Genomic DNA, 23,525 nt, shown 5'->3' with positions numbered 1-23,525 from the left:
GGCCGACTTTTACAGGCAGCGGAGATCCATCGGCATGCTGATTCTGCTCATTGCCACTATGGCACTCGGCATAGTGACCACATGGGGCAAGACGACCATAGGAATCACCACCGGAGGCGAAGAATACGCTCATCAACTGTCGGCAATCGAACGCCAGGGCTGGACAGTCAGAACAGGCCTGCAAGCAGGTGCCGCCTCCGCCTCGTCCCTGGTTTACTTTTACATCGCGGTCTTCGTTATCGTCATTGGTTCGGAATACAGCCAGCACACTTTGAAGAACACGCTGACATCAGGCATCTCACGAATACAGTTCATCCTAGGCAAGTACGTGACCATCCTGATTGACATCATCCTCCTGACCCTGTGCTACTTCATCACCATCCTGATCACCGGTCTGGCTCTAGGAAGGAAGCCGGGGGCCGACTGGGGCGTCTTGGGCAAGGATGTGGCCGTCATGACCCTACTGGTGAGCTTCTGCATTTCCGTCATCATCAGTCTGGGCATTGTCCTCTTGATCATTGCCAAATCCCTGGTAGCCCCAGCGGTGGTGATCGTGATATGGCCCGTGCTGATCGGCCTCGTAGAGTTGACAGCAAAATGGCAGTGGCTGAAATACTTCGACTTCGTCGGGTTCGGTGAACAGATCGTTCTGAACACTCTGAAGGCCGATCAGGCCTGGATCTATGCCGGAGCATCCGTGGGCGTGGTCCTGGTGGCCATCTTCGGATCGGCTCTGATCATATCCAAGCAGGAGATCTAAGCCAGGTCAGGCCTATACCTGGCCCGGCTCTTGATCGTTGACGGCCTGCACGGCCATCTGGGCAAAGGCCCTGACGGAGGCATCCAGGGAGTAGTGTTCCTTGGTATGTTCGGCGTAGCGTCTGGACCAGACTGCAAAGACATCAGGATGGTCTATCCACCAGTCAATTTGCGCAGCTAGTGCCTGAGCCTTGCCGACCGGGAAGAGCGAGTGCTGCGTCAGGGCGAAGTGCCCTGCGGCGCTCAGATCAGACTGGGCGATGATCGGGACTGCGCCGCAGGCCATCCCCTCCAGGACGCTGACGGATTCCAGATCCGCGATGGATGGGTGGACCAGCAGGTCGGCCTGCCTGAGCAGATCAGGCATGGTCGCGTTCTGATGGAATCCAATTGAAACCTGCATGCCGGCCAGCTGCCGGGCGGCTTCCGCTCTCAGCCGGCGCTCCATGGGACCTGTACCTGCTACGGTCAAGCGGATCCTGTATTTGTTCCTGCACAAGGCCAGGGCACGGATCAGGGTCAGATGATCCTTTTCCCGAGCCAGCCTGCCAGAGGCCACGACCTGGATCAACCGACCGGATCGCTGCCACTCGTATCGGTCACCAGGGTTGAACCTAGGCTGGTACCCGTTGGATATGACGTGCAGACGGGCCTTGTACCCATGCGAGCGCAGCAGGTCGGCCGTCAGCTGAGTGGGAACGTGGATGTGCCCGACATGGTCGTAGAGCCAAAACCGAAAGAGCCGGTAGACGGCCGCATCCACCCCGGGCAGCCAGCGCAATGGGCCTGCGGAATAAGTGATGTTCTCAGGCTGAATGTGAAACCCTGCGGTCACCGGTATGCCCATGGATCTGGCCTGTTCCAGGGCGGCCCGGCCGAAGGCGAAGGGCTCATAAATATGAACCAGGTCAACACCGGTAAAGGCCTTTCGGAAGAGTTCCGGATCAGCACGAGCAAAGCTCATCTGCTGCCTGGCCGCCACACGGGAAACCAGAGGAATTCGATGCACCCGTGCCGGATACTCGGTCGATCCCACCCCCACCAGACGGATCCGGTGCCCAAGAGCCTCCAGACCCTGGGCGTATTGGATGGCGGAGTTGGAGGTCCCGTTGCCCCTGTTGCCAAAGGAGTCCAGGACCAAGGCCAGCGTCAGGCGAGCAGGATCCCTCATCAGCGTTCCCTCCGCTGTTCATCATCAGCAGACTTGGGCCGAACCAAGACAGAGCAACGACCCGATTGCACCCACTATTAGTAGGAGAAGGCCGGGACGGCCGCCCCACGATAGTAGCGGTTGATGGCATCAGCCACATAGCGGCTGTGATAGGCGGAGACCAGGGCCTTGTAGGCGGCATCATTTTTGTCGGCCTGCCTGGCCACGATGATATTGACATAGGGGTGATTGGCTGGCGATTTGAGATCGCCAGGCACCTGGTAGATGGCATCCTGGATCTTCATGCCGGCATCCAGGATGAAATTGGTGTTGGTAATGCCGGCCGCATAGTCGGGCAGGACCTTGACGATTCCCGGCGGATCGACCTGGTCCAGGACCAGCCCGCGCGGGTTGTCGACGATGTCTTCAGGAACCGGCGTGGTGGCCTTGGGGTCTCGCAGACCGATCAGCCCGGCGCTGGCAAGCACCTTCAGGGACCGTCCCAGGTCGATGGGATCGCTGGGAATGGCCAGCCGCTCGCCATGCCCTATCTGGTCGATGCTCCGGTACTTCTTTGAGTACAGGTTGAGGGGTGAAATGTAGGTGTCGCCAATGGCGGCAAACCGGTACCCATGCTGCTTGGACTCCTGCTCAAGAAAGGCGTAGTGCTGGAAGGCATTCAGATCGATCTCCTTGTTGGCCAGCGCCTGATTGGCGTAACGCCCGTATTGGAAGGAGCGGAGCTTGATTGTTATGCCGGCCCGGCGCTGGTCCAGTTCGTGCTGCACGGCCTTCCAGATCTCCTCATCGGCGTCGCCCACCAGACCGATGCTGATCTCCCGCTGGTCGCGCTCGGGCTGGTTGACCTTGACATAAGCCACGCCCATCAGGACGGCGACCACCAGGATGACGACCGAAACTGCCGCCAGCTCTCGCTTGGCTCTGGTTCTTCTGGTGCTCATATCCGTCCTCCTTCATCGATGGAACCTATCGCATCAGGAAACCTTGAAAGCCGGCAGGCAGGCGCCCTTGTAGACACGGACGATGGTGTCGGCCACAGGCTTGGAATGATAGGCGCGCACCACTGCGGCGTAGGTGGGGTTGTCCCGCTGATCCTTGGTGGTGACGATGATGTTGATGTATGGCTTGTTGGCCGGGTTCTGCAGGTCGTAGGGAACCTCGTGGATGGCATCATGCACGCTGCGCCCTGCATCGACCACGAAGTTGGCATTGGTGACCCCGCCCGCATAGTCAGGCAGCAGATTGAGGATGCCAGCCGGATCCACCTGCTCGATACTCAGATGCTTGGGATTGTCCACCACATCCTCGGGCAGCGGGTTGGTGGCCTTGGGGTCGCGCAGCCCGATCAGCTTGGCATCGGCCAGGACCTTCAAGGCCCGACCCATGTTGGTGGCGTTGTTGGGAATGGCCACCCGGTCGCCGTCCTGGAACTGCGAGGGCTCGGCATAGCGCTGCGAGTAGAGATTCATGGGCGAGATGTAGGTATTGCCAAGCACGGCCAGCTGGTAGTGGTTGGTCTTTACATCGTCCTCCAGGTAGGCATAGTGCTGGGCGGCGTTGAAGTCCACCTCGCGGTTGGATGTGGCCTGGTTGACGTAGATGGCGTCCTGGAAGGGCTTGAGTTCGATCCTGATGCGTTCGCCACGCCGATCCAGCTCTGCCTGGACGGCCTTCCAGATCTGGTCGTCCGAGCTGCCGATGACGCCGACCTTGACGACCTTGACATCGGCACCCACCCGGTTCAGACGGACATCGGTACCGACCACCAACGCCAGCAGGAGGACGATGACCAGGCTGAGCGCCGCCAGCTGGATCTTGGCTTTGTTCTTTTTGCCGACGCGACTACGACCGACCACGATAATCTGACCTTTCCCCGGTTGCTCAGTGTTCGACGACCTCGGCCAGAAGCCGGCCGAACAGTTCGATCAGGGCGATGAAGATGACCAGCACGATGATGGTGGCGATGGTCACGTCATTCATGGACCGCTGGTAGCCCAGACGGATGGCGAAGTCGCCCAGACCTCCGCCGCCCACGATGCCCACGGTGGCGGTCTCGCCCACCAGACTGACGATGGTGATGGTGGTCACCCGGATGATGGAGGGGATGCCCTCACGCAGGTAGACATGCCAGATGATCTGCCAGGTGGTCATGCCCATGGACTCCGCCGCCTCGACATACCCAGGATCCAGACCGGCAAGGGCCGACTCGATCTGTCGGGAGAAGAAAGGCGTGATGCCCACGACCAGGGGGAAGATCGCCCCCTTGGGCCCGATGGCCGTGCCCATGAGCATCCTGGTCACCGGCACCAGGGCCGCCGCCAGAATGATGAAGGGGATGGAGCGGAAAAGGTCGATCAGCTTGTCCAGGATAGTGAAGACCAGGCCGTTGTGGCGGATGCCGTCACGTCGGCTGATGATCAGCCCCACCCCGATGACCAGGGCCAGCAGGAAGGAGATCACCCCGGAGACGCCGACCATGACCAGGGTCTGAACCATGCTGCTGAAAAACTCCGGCAGCCGGCTCATGACGTTGGGGAACCAGGTGGTAAGCAGGGACGTCATGACTTGAGAACCTCGATTCCGATGTTGCGCGCGCGCAGGTATTCCATGGCCTGGCGGATATTGTCAGCGTCGCCGCCCATCCTGACCACCAGACCGCCCAGGGGCGCCCCCTCCACCACATCGATGTCGCCGAAGATGATGTTGACGTCCAGGTTGTAGCGACGGCTGATGGTGGAGACCAGGGCCTCGGAGACCTCCTTGGAGACATAGGACATGCGCATGAGAATCTGCCCGGGCTCCAGGGCCACCAGGGGCGAATCGGCAGCCATCAGATCCTTGACCTTATCCAGGTTGGAGGTGGTGGCCACGAAGGATTTGGTCAGCTGGGCCTTGGGGTCTGCAAAGACATCGAAGACCCTGCCCTGCTCCACGATGACGCCCTGGTCGATGACCGCCACCCAGTTGCAAATCTGCCGGATGACCGACATCTCATGGGTGATCATGACCACGGTGATGCCCAGCTGGTCGTGCAGGTCACGCAGCAGCTGAAGAATGGAGCGCGTGGTGGTCGGATCCAGCGCGCTGGTGGCCTCGTCGCTGAGCAGGATATCCGGCTCATTGGCCAAGGCTCGGGCGATGGCCACGCGCTGCTGCTGGCCGCCGGAGAGCTCGGCGGGATAGTGGTCGGCCAGCTCGGTCAGCCCTACCAGCTCCAGAAGCTCGGACACCCGGGCCCGTCGAGATGCACGGTCGCGGCCGCTCCCCCGCAGAGGCAGGCCCACATTGTCGGCCACCGTTCTGGAGGGCATCAGGTTGAAATGCTGGAAGATCATGCCGGTACGACGCCTCAAGGCCCTCAACTCAGCCGGTGACAGATCCTTGACCTCACGGCCGCGAACCTTGACGCTGCCCGAGTCGTAATCCTCCAGCCCGTTGATGCAGCGGACCAGAGTGGACTTGCCCGCCCCACTCAGTCCGATGATGCCAAAAATATCCCCAGTCTCGACGGTCAGATCGATGTCGGCCAGTGCCGTCTTGTCTTCGTCGTCGTCGCTGTGATAGGTCTTGGTCAGGTGCTCCATCCGCACCGCCGGTGTCCGCTCGCTCACATTCCCGCCTTCCCTGGTCGACTGCATGACATGGTAATCGTCCTGGCGGTCAGCGGACAAGAAGACCTCTATAGATGTCGTTTATAGGCATGTATCGATAAACTGCCTGCTTGGTCGATGGGTCGGTGGCAGAATATGGGTATGAGCGCATCCGGTCAGCAGCGGATTATCAACACCATCAATCCCGGGGAGCGACCGTTCGGCTCTCCTCTGGGGCCAAGACCTACACGAGTCCTACTCCTGGGAGCCGGCGAACTCGGCCGCGAGATCGCCATCAGTCTGATGCGGCTGGGTGCCTGGGTAGGTGCGGCGGACTCTTACCCTGGCGCACCGGCCACCCAGGTGGCCCATGCCGGCTACCAGGTGAAGATGAGTGACCCCCAGGCTCTTGAGGACCTGATCGACAAGGTCCAGCCTGATTTGATTGTGCCTGAAGTGGAGGCCATCGCCACAGACCGCCTGGTCGGTGCCGCGGCCCGGGGCATCCAGGTAGTGCCTGCCGCCCCCCTGGCGGCCATGTGCATGGATCGCAGGGCCCTGCGCGTCTTCGCCCACGAACAGGTAGGCCTGCCCACTACCCCCTACCGATTCGCCGACTCACCCGAAGAGCTGGCCAGTGCGGCGGACCAGGTGGGCTACCCCTGCATGGTCAAACCCTTGATGAGCTCCTCCGGACACGGACAGACCCTGGTGCGGAGCAAGGATGACTTGTCGCAAGCCTGGAATTCGGCACTGACCCAGGGCCGGGCAGCCACCAAGCACCAGGGCAAAGCCGAGGTCATTGTGGAGGCTCTGGCCCCCCTGGCCCATGAGCTGACTGTTCTGACCGTGGCCTCCTCGGCTGGCGTGGCCACCTGCACGCCCATCGGTCAGCGTCAGGAGGACGGGGACTACAGGCTCTCCTGGCAACCGGCGGCGCTGAATCCCGACATCTTGCAGCAGGCCCGGAGTATGGCCACCCGGCTGGTTGAGGCCATGACCTCCCTGGCCCGCCAGAGTGACGAGACCGGTTGGGGGATCTACGGAGTGGAGATCTTCGTCCTGCGCGACGGCTCGCTGCTCTTCAACGAGGTGGCCCCGCGCCCCCATGACACCGGCATGGTGACCATGATCTCCCAACGCCTGACCGAGTTCGACCTTCACGCCCGGGCCATCCTGGGCATTCCCGTCCATCAGGAGGATCTGGCCCTGAATCTGCCGGAGGGCACCTGCGCGGTCAGCCGACCCATCCTGGTCAGGGGCCAGGGACCGGTCAGCTTCCAGGGCCTGCCGCAGGCCCTGGACCACCCTGGCACCGACCTGCGCATCTTCTCCAAGCCCGAAGTGTATGGTCTACGCCGCATGGGCGTGGCCTTGGCCTTGGGGCCAGATTTGCAGACTGCCACCGAACGTGCCGAAGCCGTGGTCCGCGATTTGAAACCCCGGGTGGGCGCGGGGATGTAACCCGGGCTTGCTATGGTGGTCGTGTCCCAAGCAGTGCAGAAGTTTCCAATTCGCAACAAACTCGAGGAAGGCGAACAGTGGAAAAGTTGGGAATGCGCTATCAAGGCAAGGCCAAGAAACTGTACGAGACGGATGACCCGGACATACTCTGGGTTGAGTACACCGACCAGGCCACCGCGGGGAACGGGGCCAAGAAGGCCAATATCGAAGGCAAGGCCAGACTGAACAATAGGATCACCACGGTGATATTCTCCCTGCTGGCCCGCCGGGGTATCCCTAGCCACTTCGTACGCAGCATCTCGGATACCGAACAGCTCAACCGCCGGCTGGACATGTTCCCGCTGGAGATCGTCATGCGCAACCGGGCCGCAGGCTCCTTCGCCCAGCGGTACGGTGTTGCGGAAGGCACCGCTTTGAAGCAGCCGGTGCTGGAATTCTTCTACAAGTCCGATCCTCTGGATGATCCGTTTATCAACCGGGACGACATTCTGGCCCTGGGACTGGCCACTGAGCAGGATCTGGACATCATCGCAGCAAAGACCCGGGAGATCAACGGGGCCCTGACCAGCATCTTCCGCGCCATCAACGTGGAGCTGGTGGATTTCAAGATCGAAATGGGCAAGACCGGATCGGGCATCATCCTTCTCGGCGACGAGATCACCCCCGACACCTGCCGGCTCTGGGCCATCGGCAACAATCATGACGGCCAGGTCACCCACCTGGACAAGGACATCTTCCGCAGGGACCTGGGCAGCATCATTCCGGCTTATCAAACCATTCTGGATGGGCTGACCGAATTGGAGGAGCGCGAAAGCCAATCGAACAGCTGAATCGGTGGACCCGGAAGCGAGCATATCGCCTCCGGGTTTTTCATTGGTCCCCAACCAGTCCATCGCGAAAGGATCCATTGTGCTCTTCCGTGTCTATACCGAGAAAAAGCGGGGCTTCGACCAGGCCGCCGACAGGCTTGCCGAACAGCTGCGCACCCTGCCGGGCGTGCAAGGGCTGACCGGCCTGCGCATGTTCAACCGCTACGATCTGGAAGGCATCGACGAAGACCTCTTCAAACGCTGCCTGCCCACGGTCTTCGCCCAGCCCCAGACCGACCTGGTGGCCACCCGGCTGGAGCAGGCACTACGCATGAAGGGCGACGAGGACCTGCCGCCGCTGGACTCCCCCATGCTCTTCGCCGTGGCCCCCCTGCCCGGCCAGTTCGATCAGCGAGCCGACTCCGCAGCCCAGTGTGTCCAGCTGATCGGCCAGGGCGCCCGCCCCTTGGTGGCCACAGCCACTGTCTACCTGCTCCAGGGCGATCTGAATGCCGAACAGATCGAGACCATTCGCAATTACCTGGTCAACCCGGTCGACTCACGGGTGGTAGGGCTGCAGCAGCCCAAGACCCTGGCCATGCCTGATGACGATCCGGATCCAGTGCCCGTATTGGACGGGTTCCGCGATCTGAATGATCCTGAACTCGAAGCGCTGATTGACAAGCTGGATCTGGCCATGGATCTGCCGGATGTCCGCTTCTGCCAGGATCACTACCGCCAGGAAAAGCGGGATCCCACCCTGACCGAGCTCAAGGTGATCGACACCTACTGGTCCGACCACTGCCGGCACACCACCTTCAATACCAGGCTGGAGCGGATCGATGCGGACAACCCCCGAGTCCGGGCCACGCTGGAGCATTATCGGGCCATTCGCGCAGAGCTGGGCCGTCAGGACCGGCCGGAATGCCTGATGGACATGGCCACCATCGGAGCCAAGTACCTGCAGAAGCGCGGCATCCTGAACGACGTGGACCAGTCCGAGGAGGTCAACGCCTGCACTATCCGGACCAAGGTCGACGTGGACGGCCAGGATCAAGACTGGCTCTTTCTGTTCAAAAATGAAACGCATAACCATCCCACCGAGATCGAGCCCTTCGGTGGTGCCGCCACCTGCATCGGTGGAGCCATCCGTGATCCCTTGTCCGGAAGGGGCTACGTCTACCAGGCCATGAGGGTCAGCGGGGCAGCGGATCCCCGCCAGCCCCTGGATCAGACCCTGCCGGGCAAGCTACCCCAGAGCCGGATCGTCCGTCAGGCGGCCGATGGCTACTCCTCCTATGGCAACCAGATCGGGCTGGCCACCGGGCAGGTTCGGGAGATCTACCACCCCGGCTATGCGGCCAAGCGGATGGAGGTGGGCGCTGTAGTGGCCGCCACCCCGGCCGACCATGTGATCCGCCGGCGGCCTGCACCCGGCGATCTGATCATCCTGGTGGGCGGCAGGACCGGCCGCGACGGAATCGGCGGCGCCACCGGGGCTTCCAAGTCCCAGAATGAAGAAAGTCTGGAACGTTGCGGAGCCGAGGTGCAGAAGGGCGATGCCCCTGAGGAGCGCAAGCTCCAGCGCCTCTTTCGCCGTCAGGAGGCGGCCAGGCTGATTGAGCGCTGCAATGACTTCGGAGCCGGCGGCGTTGCCGTGGCCGTGGGCGAACTGGCGGACGGGCTGAACGTGGACCTGGACCGGGTGCCGCTCAAGTACCAGGGGCTGGACGGGACCGAAATCGCCATTTCCGAGAGCCAGGAGCGCATGGCCGTGGCCCTGGCTGCCGAAGACGCGCCCGCCTTCATCGAGTACGCCCAGCAAGAGGACCTCGAGGCCACCGTCATCGCCGAGGTCACCAAAGAACCCCGGCTGCGGATGACCTGGCGATCAGAGACCATCGTGGACATCCCCCGATCCTTCCTGGCTTCCAACGGCGCCCCTCATAAGGCCGATGCCCAGGTGGCGGTCCCTGCTCCCTACCATGCCCCCTTCGAGGTCCAAGGCAACCTGGACGCGCGCATGAAGGCCCTGCTTGCAGATATCAACGTCTGCTCCCAGCAGGGTCTGGCCGAACAGTTCGACTCCACCATCGGTGCAGGCACCGTCCTCATGCCCTTTGGCGGAGCCCGACAGCTGACACCGGCCGAGGCCATGGTGGCCAAGCTGCCCGTGGACGGACACACCACCACCGCTTCGGCCATGGCCTGGGGATTCAACCCCTGGATCAGCAGCCAGGATCCATACACCGGCGCCTACCTGGCCGTGGTCGAGAGCCTGGCCAAGCTGGTGGCCAGCGGCTTCAGCCGTTCCCGGGCCCATCTGAGCCTGCAGGAGTACTACCCCAAGCCCGGCGACAACCCACGGCGATGGGGTCTGCCAGTGGCCGGCGTCCTTGGCGCCCTCCAGGCCCAACTGGACCTGGCGGTGGGGGCCATAGGCGGCAAGGACTCCATGTCCGGCAGCTTCGAGGACCTGGATGTGCCGCCCACCCTGATTAGCTTTGCTGTGTCCCTGGGGCAGGCCAAGGATGCTATCTCCCCCGAATTCAAGGCAGCGGACCGCCAGGTCTATCTCTTGGCGCCCGATTACCAGGAGGACGGATTGCTGCCCGCTCCGGAGAGCCTGCGGACCGTCATGGATCAGGTGCAGACGCTGATCAGCCAGGGCCTGGTGGATGCGGCTGCCACTCCAGGCTACGGATGCGTCGCCCAATCCCTGATGGAGATGTGCCTGGGTAACAAGATCGGGTTGGATATGGCAGCAAACACTGCTATATCGGCGCTCTTCCGTCCCGCCTATGGAAGCTTCATCCTGGAGGCTTCTGGTCCGGAGCCCTTATTTATTCAGGATTCCGGCCTACATTTGCACCTCCTGGGGCACACCCGTGAGGATTACCGCCTGCGCTGCGGCAGCGAGGATCTGGACCTGGCCGAGCTTGAGGAAATCCGTGCCAAAGGTCTGGAATCCGTCTTCCCATACCGAGGCCAAGGCGACCCGGTGCCGGCCATTGGACGCACCGACCGTGAACCCGGCAGGCCTGCAGCGCGCAGAACCAGGGGGACTGCCAAGACCGCACACCCTAGGGTGGTCATGCCCGTCTTCCCGGGAACCAACTGCGAGTTCGACTCCGCCCGGGCCTTCCGGGATGCTGGAGCCCAGGTGGATACCGTGGTCATCCGCAACTTAAATGCCGAGGATGTGACCGAGAGCTCACGCCGCCTGGCCCAGGCCATCCGCAACAGCCAGATACTGATGCTGCCCGGAGGCTTCTCCGGCGGCGATGAACCCGACGGTTCGGCCAAACTGGTGGCATCCTTCCTGCGTTCGAACCAGGTTGCCGATGCCCTCCAGGAGCTTTTGCAGGACCGGGACGGGCTGGTTTTGGGCGTCTGCAACGGCTTCCAGGCGTTGATCAAACTGGGTCTGGTCCCCTATGGCAAAATCGTCACCGGCTCACCCGAGGATCCCACCCTGGCCGTCAACGCCATCGGCCGCCATCAGAGCCGTCTGGTCCACACCCGGATCAGCTCCACACGCTCTCCCTGGCTGAGCGCCTGCCGGGTGGGCGATATCCACACCATGCCCATTAGCCATGGCGAAGGGCGGTTCGTGGCCGAGCCCGGCCTCCTGCGCACCCTGATCGACCGAGGACAGGTGGCCGCCCAGTATGTAGATGAGCAGGGCCGTCCCTCCATGGATCCGTTGGTCAACCCCAATGGATCCGAGATGGCCGTCGAGGCCATCACCAGCCCGGACGGCCGGGTGCTGGGCAAGATGGGCCACACGGAGCGCAGCGGCCCCGACCTGTACCTCAATGTGCCCGGAAAACGTACGCAGCCGCTTTTCCAATCGGGAGTGGACTACTTTGCCGCCTAGGGGAAAGGACGTAGACCATGTCGTTGGAGCTTGAAGGCATCCACGAGGAGTGCGGGATCTTCGGGGTCTGGGGACACCCCGATGCTGCCCGAATGACCTACTTCGGCCTGCACGCCCTGCAGCACCGCGGCCAGGAGGGTGCCGGCATCGTTTCCAACGACCAGGGGCACCTGATCGGACGGCGGGGCCTGGGCCTGCTCACTCAGGTCTTCCCGGACGAGTCCAGCCTGGCGCCGCTGACCGGGAACCGAGCCATCGGCCATGTGCGCTACGCCACGACCGGTTCAGGATCCATCGAGAATATCCAGCCCTTCGTCTTCCGCTTCCACGACGGTGACATAGCCCTGGCCCACAACGGTAATCTGACCAACTGCACCAGCCTCAAGGCACAGCTGGAGGATCAGGGGGCCATCTTCCATTCCAATTCCGACACCGAGGTGCTCATGCACCTGATCCGGCGCAGCCCTGAAAAGGACTTCATGGCGGCGCTCAAGCAGGCCCTGCGCCAGGTCCATGGCGGCTTCGCCTACCTGCTCATGACCGAAGACGCCATGATCGGCGCCATGGACCCCAACGGCTTCCGCCCCCTCTCCCTGGGCCAGCTGCCAGGAGGGGCCTATGTCCTGGCCTCGGAGACCTGCGCCTTGGATCTGGTCGGCGCCACGCTGGTCCGGGACATCGGCCCCGGCGAAATCGTCCGGGTGGATGACTCAGGCTACAGCATCGAGCGCTATACCGATCAGACCTGCCTGTCCATATGCTCCATGGAGTTCATTTACTTCGCCAGGCCCGACTCCAATATTTATGGGGTCAATGTCCACTCGGCCCGCAAGCGGATGGGGGCCAGGCTGGCCCGTGAGGCCCCGGTGGACGCCGACATGGTCATCGGGGTGCCCAACTCCTCCCTGTCCGCCGCTTCAGGATATGCCGAGGCGGCCGGGCTGCCCAACGAGATGGGGCTGATCAAGAACCAGTATGTAGCACGCACCTTCATCCAGCCCAGCCAGGCCATGCGCGAACAGGGTGTCAGAATGAAACTGGCCGCTGTGCGCGGTGTCGTGGCCGGCAAACGAGTGGTGGTCATCGATGATTCCATCGTCCGGGGCACCACCTCGCGCAGAATCGTCCGCCTGCTTCGGGAGGCCGGGGCCAGCGAGGTGCACATGCGCATCGCCTCCCCGCCCCTGCGCTACCCCTGCTACTACGGCATCGACATCCAACGGACCTCCGAGCTGATTGCCGCCAAGAAGTCCGTGGAGCAGATCAGGGAAGCCATTGAGGCCGATTCCCTGGCCTACCTGAGTCTGGACGGTCTGGTGGATTCCATCGGCCTGGGTCGTGATGCACCCTACCAGGGACTCTGCGTGGCCTACTTCAACGGAGACTACCCAACGCGGCTTGACGACTACGAGCAGGGCTTCCTGGCCTCGCTGACCCCAGAGGACCGGGCCCGGCTGGAAGCCTCCAAGGGATCCTACGGGCTTGACATGCCTGCGGGGTCGGGGCAGAAGACAGACCAATGAGCACTAGCGAAGAGCAAAACAGACAGCGCAGAGAAAGGGGCATCCATGCCGAAGGCATATGAGCAGGCTGGGGTATCGGTGGAGGCCGGATACGAACTGATCGACAGGATCCGTTCCCATACGGCTAGAACCCGTAGGCCGGGCGCCGGCGACATCGGCGGCTTCGGCGGCGACTTCGATCTGTCTGCGCTCAATTACCGCCACCCGGTCCTGGTCTCGGGCACTGACGGCGTGGGCACCAAGCTGATGGTAGCCCGGGAAGCCGGCCGCCATGACACCATAGGCCAGGATTGCGTGGCCATGTGCGTCAATGACATCATCGCCCAGGGGGCCGAGCCGCTGATCTTCCTGGACTACATCGCCTGCGGACACAATGACCCGGCTCTGCTGGAGCAGGTGGTCAAGGGTGTGGCCGACGGCTGCGTCCAGGCCGGGGCCGCCCTGGTAGGCGGCGAGACCGCTGAGATGCCCGACATGTACCAGCCCGACGAGTACGATCTGGCCGGATTCACCGTGGGTGTGGTCGAGCGTGAGTCCCTGGTGGACGGTTCGGCCATCAAGGAAGGCGACCAGCTGATCGGTCTGCCCTCCTCGGGCGTCCACTCCAATGGCTTCTCCCTGATCCGCCAGGTCCTGCTGGACCAGGGGGGCATGAAGCTGGAGGATCGGCCCTACCAGCTTGACGGACGGACCCTGGGAGAGGAACTGCTGACCCCCACCCGCATCTACGTCAAGGCCCTGCGCCCGCTCTTCGCCTCGGGCCTGCTCAGGGGCGCAGCACACATCACCGGCGGCGGCTTCGTGGAGAAGGTGCCCAGGATCCTGCCCGAAGGACTGGCCGCCAGCTTCGACCTGAATGCCTGGCAGGTGCCGCCCATCTTCACCATGATCGAAGAGATGGGCAGGGTCGACCATCTGGAGATGTACAACATCTTCAACATGGGCATTGGGATGGTTCTGGTGGTTTCCCCTGACCAGCTGGACCAGGCCCGCGCAGTCCTGGATGAGGAGCAGGAGCCCTACGCCCTGATCGGACGGGTGACAGATGCTCAAAACGGCCAGCAGGTCATCCTCAATGAAAACGGTCGTCAGTAAATAGCGAGAGGAGCCCATCATGACGGACAAGGTACTGGTCATCGGGTCGGGAGCCAGGGAGCACGCTATCGCCACCACCCTGCTGTCCGGGCCAGGAGTGGATCATGTCTGGTGCGCCCCGGGCAACCCCGGCATGGAGCCGGACGGCATCAGCCTGCTGCAGGTGGATTCCTCGCAGCCTGAACAACTGATCGCTGCTATACACGAGCTGGGGATCGACTGGGTCTTCGTCGGACCCGAGGCCCCACTGACCGCTGGGCTGGTAGACGACCTGCAGGTTGCCGGCATCCCCGCCTTTGGTCCTACCAAGGCTGCGGCCCGCATCGAAGGATCCAAGGGCTTTGCCAAGGATCTGATGCGCAGGCATGGGATCCCTACCGCCGACTATGAGGTCTTCCACGACATGGAGACAGCCAAGGCCTATGTGCGCTCGCACGGGGCGCCGGTAGTCATCAAGGCTGACGGGCTGGCAGCCGGCAAGGGCGTGACGGTGGCCGCCGACCTTGACCAGGCCATGCAGGCCCTGGATGCCATCTTCATCGATCATAAGTTCGGGCAGGCTGGAGCCCAGGTGGTCATCGAGGATCGGCTGGTGGGCCAGGAGTGCTCGCTCATGTGCTTCGTCAGAGGCGAGCAGTTCTGGCCCATGCCCCTATCCCAGGATCACAAGCCCGCCTATGACGAGGATCGTGGTCCCAACACCGGCGGCATGGGGGCCTACTCCCCTCTGCCGCAGTTCGGCCCGGAACTGACCCAAAAGGCCCTGGATACCATCGTTGCCCCCACCGTCCGTGCCCTGGCCCAGGAAGGTAGCCCCTTCACCGGAGTCCTGTACACAGGATTGATGGTCACCGACCAAGGCCCCCAGGTCATCGAATTCAATGCGCGACTGGGGGATCCGGAGACCGAGGTGGTGCTGCCTGCGCTGACCAGCGACTTGGGCACGGCCATCCGCACGCTGATGGAGGGCGAAGAGCCGCAATTCACCTGGGACGACTCCCACAGCCGCTTGGGAGTGGTTCTGGCAGCCCAGGGCTATCCCGGCAATCCCAAGACCGGGGTGCCCGTGCCGCTGATCGCCCCGGAGCAGGATCTCAGAGCCTACTACGCCGGAGTGTCCGGCTCGGCTTCCACTGGCCTGACGTCCTCCTCGGGAAGGACCGCCCTGGTCGTGGCCCAAGGCGACGACCTGGCCCAGGCCGCCCGGCGAGTCTATGACCGGCTGGACGGATTGTCGATGCCCGGACTCTTCTATCGACACGACATCGGCCACCGCGGACTGGAAGCCTAGTTGGCCGAACTGGTCGAGCTCTCTCGGTCCTTGTCCCGGTTCTGCTCTTCCTGACGGACTTGCTCCTTGGCCTGCTCTTTGGCCTGGCGCTTCTTTTCAGCCTTCTGTCGGGCAGCATCGGAGCGGCGGGTGGGCGTGGCAGTGAAGCCCGTCCCCTGCAGGTAGTGTTTGCCGGCCATGATGTCGTACTGGATCAGCTTGTAGTCGTTCAGGAGCTGTCGAGTGGCTTTGTCGAAGTCTCGGGCATTCATGGGCTGGCCCTGGGCATTCAGATAGTTGGTCTGCCCTGCCGGTATTCTGTTCCAGTCCTGGATCTGGTTGGCCACCGGAGGCTCAATGGCGCTGATCTTTTCGTGGAGCTCGGTCAGGAAGGCCGTAAAGGGCGAGACCTTGGCATCCATGTGCTCGGCCGCCTGGGCCTGGAAGAAGTTGGGCGAGGAATAGGCACTGTTGCTGACCTGTGCTCCCGAAGCATCCGAAGCCTTGTTCGACCAGATGAAGTAATCGGTCAGATGCAGGGCCAGGGAGTTGCGCTCGTCCCAGCTTGCCGTGCCATAGATGCCGGGCAAATGATCCCCGTAGAAAACCACGGTGACCGGCTTGCTCTGGGAGTCCAGGCTGTTCAGAAAATCGGCGGTAGCCTGATCACTCAGGCTGACCCCCTTGGCGTAGGTGCGTATGGATTGCATCTCATCGTCGCCCAAGGGTCTATTGGGGTCGGATGAACTGACCGAGAAGCCGTTGTTGTCATACCAGTCGTTGTAAGGCATGTGATTCTGCATGGTGATGACCTCGACGAACTGGTTGCCCCTGTCGTCGCCCATCTGCTCCAAGGCGGATTCGTAAGCGGAGCGATCCCCCACATACTGGCTACGGTCGATGCGGTCCTGGTGGGCTATCTGGTCAGGGCCAGTCAGCGAGTAGAAGTGCGAGAAGCCGAACTTCTTGTAGTTCTCGGCCCTGGAATACATGGAGGACTCATAAGGATGGAAGGCCAGGGACCTGGATGGCGTCCCCCAGGCCTGATTGACCGTAGGTATCCAGTTCAGGTGAGGGATGACTTGCTGATAGGGAGAGGTCAGCGAGGGATCGAAATTGGCCATGGATAGGCCGGTCATGGCCTGGAACTCCAGATTGGCCGTGCCCCCGCCGTATCCGGAGGAGAGCATGAGCCCGCTGGTGGTCCCCCCCTTGATGGATCTGATATGAGGCATGGGGTCCTGGTTGAGCGCGACGCCCGGCACTCGTGTGGGATCCGAGAACGACTCGGAGAGGATGTAGACCAGGCTCGACTCATTCATATAGGCCTTGCGGTCATGGTTGATGCGGTCCGCCGAAAGCTGGTAGCGATGGGCCAGGGACTGCATGGTGGCACGACTGTATCCCGCGGGCTGGTCCATGACCTTGGGCCGCAGCTGCCGGGAGAATGACACGAAGACCCCGTTGCGCTGGGCGTCATAGACCGAGTCCCACATGGAGGGTATGTCGCCCATGAACTGCGAGAAACGATAGGCGGGACTGCCATACGTGCCCACAGTAGACATAAAGACCGCCACCACCAGAACCGGAACCAGGACCCCTGCCGTACGCAGCCCGGCGCCCAAAGGCTTGTTGCCAGTAGCCACCGGACGGCCACGACGGGCATCCATCCGTGTCAGCACCCAGCACAGCGCTCCGAGGACGATCAGGGCCACAACACCCAGCCCGATCATGATCAGGGACCGGGCCGGCAGGAAGGAGACCAGGTTGGCCGCATCAGCATGGAGGAAATCCAGATCCGAGGGCAGGATGGCCTCATAACGGGCACGCACCTTGAAGCGTTCAATGACCGCAATGACCGCACAGATGGCCAGAATCAGGCCTGATGCCGCCCAGAAGCGATTGGTCAGGTAGGTCAGAGCCAGGTAGACCAGGCCCACAGCCAGCATGTTGAGCACCAGGACGAACCGACGCTGGGTCCAAATGGCCGAGATGAAGCCCCAGAATCCAATCAGCGGGTTGGACAGCTCGACGCGGGAGCTGTTCAGAGAGACCCCCCACTGCAGGATGCCCACCGACAGGAAGTCAATCAGGATGAAGGCGAGCAGGTAGACCCACCCGCGTACCCGAAGACGTCCGGTCATGTTCTGCATCCAGGATGTCCACCGGCCGGGCTGACGCTTACGATCCTTCACCGCATACTCCTGACTTTGGCGATTGGGCCCACTGGGCCTTTACCCATACCTGTGCCATTGTTCCCATCAAGGACGACAAGCCCCACGAAAACACCCCTTAGCGAACATCAAGCGCAAGCGGACTCATCAGGCCTTGGTGCCCGGCACCTGCTGGACCAGGGCGCTGATCCAATCCTCCAGGTTCCGGTACTTATCGGGGCGCTGCTCGCTGACCTCGAACACCGGCACATGCGCCTTGCCAGCCTCAACAGCCAGCTCCTTGGAGGTTCGATTGACTTCTTGGGTGTTGAGGACCAGCATGTCCAAGCGTCCGGACGTCAGCAAATGGCGGAAGGCCACCAGGTCCTCAGGGGAGGGTTCACTCTCGTTGGCGGCCGCCCGCAGGTACCCCTCGGGGGTCAGATCCTCCATGCCCAGATCATGACAAAGATAGTAGGCAGCCGATTCCGTGGCCGCATAGTGACGCCCCTGGGTGTGCTTGCGCGCATCGGCAATCTGATCGTCCAACCGGGCCTGCCGACCCTGCCAGTCCTGGTAGGCCTTGTCGAAGCCAGCCGCTCGGTCTGGACGCAGCTGCCGGTAGGCCTCATGCACGGCCTTGGCAGCTGCCCCCCTGCCCTCGGAGGAAAACCAGAGATGGGGGTTGTCGCCGGTCTTGCGCCCTGCTGCCTTGGATACGTCCACCAGTTTGGCCTGTCCGGTTTCCGCGGCCTTGGCAGCCCAGTCGTCGATGCCGGCCCCGTTGACGATGACCAGATCTGCACGACTGATCCGGGCGATGTCCGCCGTTGTCGGCTCATAGTCGTGGGCATCAGTCGAGGTGTTGCTCAGAACGGTATCCACACGGGCCTGGTCGCCGCCCAGGTCCACGGCCAAGGACTGCCATTGGTTGATGCTGGCCACCACCTGCAAGGGGCGGGATCCCGTGGACGACGAGGACGATTCGCTCTTTCCGCAACCTGTCAGACAGATCAGCAGGGTCAGTCCGGCCAGGAGGGCGGCGACCAAGGTGCGGGTCCGGCGGAGGCGTGGGCTGCTGGCATGCATGAATGGGGGGTTCCTTCCTAGCGGCAGCATGGGACGGACCTGTCGTCAGGCTCGCCGACCGTTACTGAGATTGATTATCAATAAATCTACCATAGACGAACCCATGACCGGAATCTGAAGATGCGGTCTTGGCGAGCATGAATGACTGCTCAAATGGCTGCCATGCGACCGGACACTCCCTATACTGAACTGCGGATGTATTTTGGCTGGAAGGAATGGCATGGGTGCATGGCTGGCAAAGGTCCATCTGACCCAGGGGTGGCTGCCTGCGTCAATATTTTCGCTGACAGCCCTGGCCCTGATCGTGCTGACGCTGACCGGGCTGACGCACGGACGCTGGCGGACCCTGCTGCGCCAAGTGGCCATTGCCCTAGGCATAGGAGGCCTAGGGCTGTTGGCCACCTGGCTGGTCTCCGATGTCTTTATGCTCTTCGGTGTCTCCCTGGGCTGGATGGTCATCATCAGCGTGGCCCTGGGGTTTCTGGCAGTGGGGTTTGCCGTCTGCATCCTGATCACTGCACGTGGCTGGCGCCGGATTCTGGCCGCCCTGACCGTCCTGCTTTGCCTGCTGTCCACCGGGCTTCGAGTGGATATCATCTACGGGGAGTTCACCACGCTGGGATCCCTGTTCAGCGTCTCCCTCTACCCCGACTACAGAGACCATAAGGCAGCCAAACCGGCCATGAGCGTGGCACAGTGGCGATCCTTGGCCTCACGGGGCAAACTGCCCTCGCATCCCAGCGTCGGCCGCTCCTACAGCATGCGCATCCCCAACAGCCGCTCCCGATTCGCAGCACGGCCAGCTGATATCTACCTGCCGCCTGCCGCCCTGAGCGACAAACCACCCGCGCTGCCTGTGTTCGTGCTTCTGGCCGGCCAGCCAGGAAGCCCCGATCGCCTCTTCACCGCCGGAGCCATTCCAGCCATGATGGATGCCTACGCCGCCCAGCACGACGGTCTGGCACCAGTAGTGGTCTCCCCCGACCAGAACGGTGCATCCTCTCACAACAGCCTATGCGTGGACTCCCCCGTCTACGGGAAGGCCGAAACCTACCTGAGCAGTGACGTCCCCGCCTGGATCCGCGCTGAACTGCCCGTCGCCAGCCAGCCCCGGCAATGGGCCATCGGCGGATTCTCCCAGGGCGGGACCTGCTCCACCCAGCTTGGGGCACGGCATCCCCATGTCTACGGAAACATGCTCCCAGCAGACGGAGAGCTGGAACCGACCCAGGGTCGGCAGGAGCAGATGATCCGCGACTACTTCGACGGCGACCGAAAGCGCTTCCTGGCCCAGGTTCCGGCCAGGGCCATGCTGGAGCGGGCGCCATCCCGCCAGCTTCTGTTCACCGCAGCCGGGTCCAATGACAAGGAGTCCCAGCACAATATGATGGTCATCGCCAAGGCCGCCAACCAGGCAGGCATGAAGGTGCGGGCCGTCATCACCCAGGGGTCGGGCCATGACTGGCATACCGTCAAGACCGCTTGGAAACCCGGGCTGGAGTGGGTGGGCCAAGCCATGGGACTAGGTCCTATGTCCCGACCAATTGAAGATTTCCCGAACATTACCGAAACACACATCGGCTGAACCGCCGGCAGGTCAGAGCGTCCAAACCGATAAGCAGAAAGAGCCGCCGCAATCATGGAGACAACACATAAGGGATCCGGACTGATGGAGCCTTCGGCCAAGACCGTGCTTCTGCGGGACCTGACCCGGTGGGTCAGACGTCACGCTCTTGCACTGGCTTTCAGCCTTGCACTGGTCCTGCTCAACCTGATCAGCTGGCTGCTGATCTGGCTGCTGCGCATCCCCGGCAGGACACGGCTGGGCATGCCGTTGTCCGACCTGATCATTCACCAGGTTCCGCATCCGGTCCACGGCCCGGGCCGCCCCTCGCTTCTGGTCCAGTTCGGTCGGCTGCTGGTATCCTTGGTCATCACTCCTGGCCCCCTGCAACTGGCCATAGATGTGGCCCTGGTCCTGGTCATGCTGTGCATCGCCGAGACCCGACTCGGTCGCAGGCGCACCGTGCTGGCGGCAGTCATCAGCACGGTAGGCGGCGTGGCTGTCGGGCTGATCATCTGCACCCTGATCAATGCACTCCAAGACCATTGGGCCTGGTTCATCCGAGTGCCCATGACGCTCAGCCCCATCATCCTGGTGGTCGGATCCCTGATGGCCTCCATCCCCTTCAGCGACTTCCTCTGGCGACGCAGGATCGCCACCATAGGCTACACGGCCTTGATATTGATGGTGCTGTATACCGGCAATCCCGGCTACTATTGCGCCCTGGCTGCAGCCCTGATCGGCCATCTGACCGGCCACCTCTGGCACGGACCGGTCCAGGACGCCAATCCGCATGGCCGCAGCGGATCCTATGAGACCCGCCACCTGCTGGGGGCCATCTCCACGGTTCTGGCTCTTGGCCCTCTGGTCACTGTCTCCTCCAGGATCCGCGCAGGATTCTTCACTCCGCTGGGCATGTTCCTGGGTTCGGACCCCGGCGGCAGCGCTGCCCTGTCCCGCTGCCTGGCCGAGAACAACCAGGCCAGCTGCTATGCCCAGTATGGTCTGGTCGCCGGCCGAGCGCCCACCGGCGTCTCGTCCCTGATCATGCCCACCCTGGTACTACTGGTGGTGGCCTGGGGCATCTACCATGGCCGCCGAGTTGCCGCTGTCACCGGTCTGGTGCTCAATACCCTGACCATCGTCCTGGCCGTGCTCTATTTCCTGGTCTTCCCCCTGACCATCGGCGACGGCCTGTCTCGGGTCATCCACCACGGCGCCCTGCCCTCCCTGATGATCATCACCCTGCCGCCGCTGATTCTCAACTGGTTCCTGGCACGCAACCTGCACATCTTCCTAGTGCGAACCAAGGCCTCGCGCCTGCAGGTGGGCTGGGCAGCCATCGTCCTGGCCTTCCTGGCCACAGCCATGGGCTATCTGGCCTTCACCGCCGCAAGCCCCGGATCCTTCCACCCCTGGCCCACCACCGGCAGAGCGCTCTCCCAGCTGCCCGAACTCTATCTGCCCAATGGAGTGGCCTCGCGCTTCCGCCCAACCCTGGTCCCACGCACGCCCACGGGGATGATCGTCAGCCACGGGGTTGGACTGATCTTCTGGCTGGCGGTCCTGGTGGTTCTGCTCTCCTGGATGCGCAGCTCGGTCATCCAGAACGGCAGCGAGCGCCAGGAGGCCGATCGGCTGGTCGAGTACGGGGGCGAGAGCATGTCCTTCATGACCACCTGGGAGGGCAACAGCTACTGGTTCTCGCCCAGCGGCCGGTCGGCCATTGCCTACCGGCTTTTGCACGGCATCGCCCTGACCACCACTGGCCCATTCGGCGACACTGACGAGTATGCAGACGACCTGGACGAATTCACGCGCTTCTGCAGCGCCCACTCCTGGTCACCGGTCTTCTACAGCGTCCACAAGCCTCAGCGCGATCTGCTCGCCTCCCGTGGCTGGTCCACCCTGACGGTCGGTTCGGAGATGGTGGTCACCCCCAGCCTTTGGCAGACCAAGGGCAAGAAGTGGCAGGACATTCGCACAGCCATCAACAAGGCCAAGCGCGACAAGATCACCGACGTGTTGACCACATTCAACGATGCCTCATGGGATGTCCAGTCGCAGATCGTTGACATCTCCGAGCAGTGGGCCGAACTCAAGGCCCTGCCCGAGATGAAGTTCACCCTGGGTGGCCTGGATGAGCTGAGGGACCCGCGCATGGCCATCCTCTACGCCGTGGACGACCAAGGCAAGGTGTTGGCCGTGACCAGCTGGATGCCCACCTACCGCCAGGGCCAGGTAATTGGATGGACCCTGGACTTCATGCGACACAGGACCGACAGTCCCAATGGGATCATGGAGTTCCTGATAGCGCGCATGGCCGAACGACTGCGCGACCAGGGCACGGCGGAATTCATGAGCCTGTCAGCCGCTCCCCTGGCCGGCATGGACAGCAGCGAAGACGATGGGGATGATCAGAGCGAAGATCGGACTGCCTTCCTGCAGCACGCCCTGCATCTGGTGGCCGACCTGATGGAGCCAGCCTATGGCTTCCGCTCGCTCTTCTTCTTCAAGAAGAAGTTCCAGCCCAGCGAACACCCGGTCTATATCTGCTATCCCGACCCGGCCCAGTTGGCCCAGATCGGTTTAGCTGTAGTCCAGGCCTACCTGCCCAATCTCAAGGCTTCGCAGGCCTGGGATGCCATCAAGACCATCATGCCCAAGGGCCGGGAGGATCACTGACATCCGCCTGATCGGATCGATCACGACAGCTGCTGCACAGGCCGTAGACCTCCAAGGTGTGCGAGGAGACTGTAAAGCCATGTTCAGCCGCCACGGACTTCAGCCAGCCATCATCGGGCGGGCTGATTTCGACGGTCCTGCCGCAGCGTTCACAGACCAGATGATGGTGGTGCCTACGCTGGGCCAGGCAGACCCGGTAGAGGCGGATGCCTCCATGCTCAATGCAGTCCAGGCTGCCGGACATATGCAGGGAACCCAACTGACGATAGACCGTGGCCAAGCCGATTCGCTGGCCCGAATCCCGAAGAAGCCTGTGCAGCTCCTTGGCTGAGACGAAGTCATTCTGGGCCTGAAGAACCTTCCAGATGGCGTTCTTCTGCCGCGTCCGGCGACTGACGGATGAGCCAGCGTTCATGATGAGACACACTCCTTGGGCTCCACCAAGCCTACATCCGGATTGCCAGGGCAGATGT

At 62.6% G+C, this 23,525-nt stretch carries 17 protein-coding genes; 9 read left to right on the top strand and 8 right to left on the bottom strand.

Annotated features, from left to right (window positions below):
* Positions 1-760: ABC transporter permease (locus FPK30_RS02845; RefSeq protein ID WP_144085186.1), on the top strand; the 760-nt coding region annotated here is incomplete at its 5' end.
* 12 nt (positions 761-772) lie between these two features.
* Here FPK30_RS02845 and FPK30_RS02840 read toward each other — a convergent pair.
* The 5 genes from FPK30_RS02840 to FPK30_RS02820 all read right to left on the bottom strand — a co-directional run bounded on the left by FPK30_RS02840 (position 773) and on the right by FPK30_RS02820 (position 5,541).
* Positions 773-1,930 (bottom strand): glycosyltransferase, encoded by a 1,158-nt coding sequence (locus FPK30_RS02840; protein WP_144085185.1) that lies wholly within the window; start codon positions 1,928-1,930, stop codon positions 773-775.
* A 77-nt stretch (positions 1,931-2,007) separates the two neighbouring features.
* On the bottom strand, positions 2,008-2,871 hold the full coding sequence (locus FPK30_RS02835) for a MetQ/NlpA family ABC transporter substrate-binding protein (RefSeq protein WP_144085184.1): 864 nt from the start codon (positions 2,869-2,871) through the stop codon (positions 2,008-2,010).
* A gap of 33 nt (positions 2,872-2,904) precedes the next feature.
* On the bottom strand, positions 2,905-3,786 hold the full coding sequence (locus FPK30_RS02830; protein WP_144085183.1) for a MetQ/NlpA family ABC transporter substrate-binding protein: 882 nt from the start codon (positions 3,784-3,786) through the stop codon (positions 2,905-2,907).
* A 25-nt stretch (positions 3,787-3,811) separates the two neighbouring features.
* Entirely contained in the window at positions 3,812-4,492 is a 681-nt protein-coding gene (locus FPK30_RS02825) for a methionine ABC transporter permease (protein ID WP_144085182.1), read from the bottom strand.
* Positions 4,489-5,541, bottom strand: a complete 1,053-nt coding sequence (locus tag FPK30_RS02820; RefSeq protein WP_198199093.1) for a methionine ABC transporter ATP-binding protein — start codon at positions 5,539-5,541, stop codon at positions 4,489-4,491. Before FPK30_RS02820 ends, FPK30_RS02825 begins: the two co-directional genes overlap by 4 nt.
* Positions 5,542-5,676: 135 nt before the next feature.
* Here FPK30_RS02820 and purT point away from each other — a divergent pair, with 135 nt between their 5' ends.
* The 6 genes from purT to purD all read left to right on the top strand — a co-directional run bounded on the left by purT (position 5,677) and on the right by purD (position 15,582).
* Positions 5,677-6,984: a formate-dependent phosphoribosylglycinamide formyltransferase gene (gene purT, locus FPK30_RS02815; protein ID WP_144085180.1), complete on the top strand. Its 1,308-nt coding sequence runs from the start codon at positions 5,677-5,679 to the stop codon at positions 6,982-6,984.
* A 77-nt stretch (positions 6,985-7,061) separates the two neighbouring features.
* On the top strand, positions 7,062-7,814 hold the full coding sequence (purC, locus tag FPK30_RS02810) for a phosphoribosylaminoimidazolesuccinocarboxamide synthase (protein ID WP_144085179.1): 753 nt from the start codon (positions 7,062-7,064) through the stop codon (positions 7,812-7,814).
* Positions 7,815-7,893: 79 nt separating this feature from the next.
* Positions 7,894-11,673, top strand: a complete 3,780-nt coding sequence (locus FPK30_RS02805; protein ID WP_144085222.1) for a phosphoribosylformylglycinamidine synthase — start codon at positions 7,894-7,896, stop codon at positions 11,671-11,673.
* Positions 11,674-11,690: 17 nt separating this feature from the next.
* On the top strand, positions 11,691-13,196 hold the full coding sequence (purF, locus tag FPK30_RS02800) for an amidophosphoribosyltransferase (RefSeq protein WP_144085178.1): 1,506 nt from the start codon (positions 11,691-11,693) through the stop codon (positions 13,194-13,196).
* Between the two features lie 45 nt (positions 13,197-13,241).
* Positions 13,242-14,291, top strand: coding sequence for a phosphoribosylformylglycinamidine cyclo-ligase (purM, locus tag FPK30_RS02795; RefSeq protein WP_144085177.1), 1,050 nt, complete (start codon positions 13,242-13,244; stop codon positions 14,289-14,291).
* 19 nt (positions 14,292-14,310) lie between these two features.
* On the top strand, positions 14,311-15,582 hold the full coding sequence (gene purD / locus FPK30_RS02790; protein ID WP_144085176.1) for a phosphoribosylamine--glycine ligase: 1,272 nt from the start codon (positions 14,311-14,313) through the stop codon (positions 15,580-15,582).
* On the opposite strand, the gene FPK30_RS02785 is transcribed toward purD, so the two are convergent.
* Both FPK30_RS02785 and FPK30_RS02780 read right to left on the bottom strand, forming a co-directional pair.
* Entirely contained in the window at positions 15,579-17,756 is a 2,178-nt protein-coding gene (locus tag FPK30_RS02785) for a sulfatase-like hydrolase/transferase (protein WP_144085175.1), read from the bottom strand. The two genes, purD and FPK30_RS02785, sit on opposite strands and share 4 nt — an antisense overlap.
* 126 nt (positions 17,757-17,882) lie before the next feature.
* A complete protein-coding gene (locus FPK30_RS02780; RefSeq protein ID WP_186279329.1) occupies positions 17,883-18,803 on the bottom strand; it encodes a metal ABC transporter solute-binding protein, Zn/Mn family in 921 nt (306 codons plus the stop codon).
* Between the two features lie 220 nt (positions 18,804-19,023).
* Here FPK30_RS02780 and FPK30_RS02775 point away from each other — a divergent pair, with 220 nt between their 5' ends.
* Both FPK30_RS02775 and FPK30_RS02770 read left to right on the top strand, forming a co-directional pair.
* Positions 19,024-20,388, top strand: coding sequence for an alpha/beta hydrolase (locus FPK30_RS02775; protein ID WP_144085173.1), 1,365 nt, complete (start codon positions 19,024-19,026; stop codon positions 20,386-20,388).
* Between the two features lie 54 nt (positions 20,389-20,442).
* Positions 20,443-23,052 (top strand): bifunctional lysylphosphatidylglycerol flippase/synthetase MprF, encoded by a 2,610-nt coding sequence (locus FPK30_RS02770; RefSeq protein WP_232345895.1) that lies wholly within the window; start codon positions 20,443-20,445, stop codon positions 23,050-23,052.
* Here the strand turns inward: FPK30_RS02770 and FPK30_RS02765 are convergent.
* Positions 23,024-23,467 carry a Fur family transcriptional regulator gene (locus FPK30_RS02765; RefSeq protein ID WP_144085172.1) on the bottom strand — a complete coding sequence of 148 codons (444 nt, stop codon included), beginning with the start codon at positions 23,465-23,467 and terminating at the stop codon, positions 23,024-23,026. The genes FPK30_RS02770 and FPK30_RS02765 overlap by 29 nt on opposite strands.
* Positions 23,468-23,525 lie beyond the last annotated feature (58 nt).

This window comes from Bifidobacterium apousia (genome assembly GCF_007559275.1).
Taxonomy (GTDB): domain Bacteria; phylum Actinomycetota; class Actinomycetes; order Actinomycetales; family Bifidobacteriaceae; genus Bombiscardovia; species Bombiscardovia apousia.
This window is presented reverse-complemented; position numbering and strand designations above follow the sequence as displayed.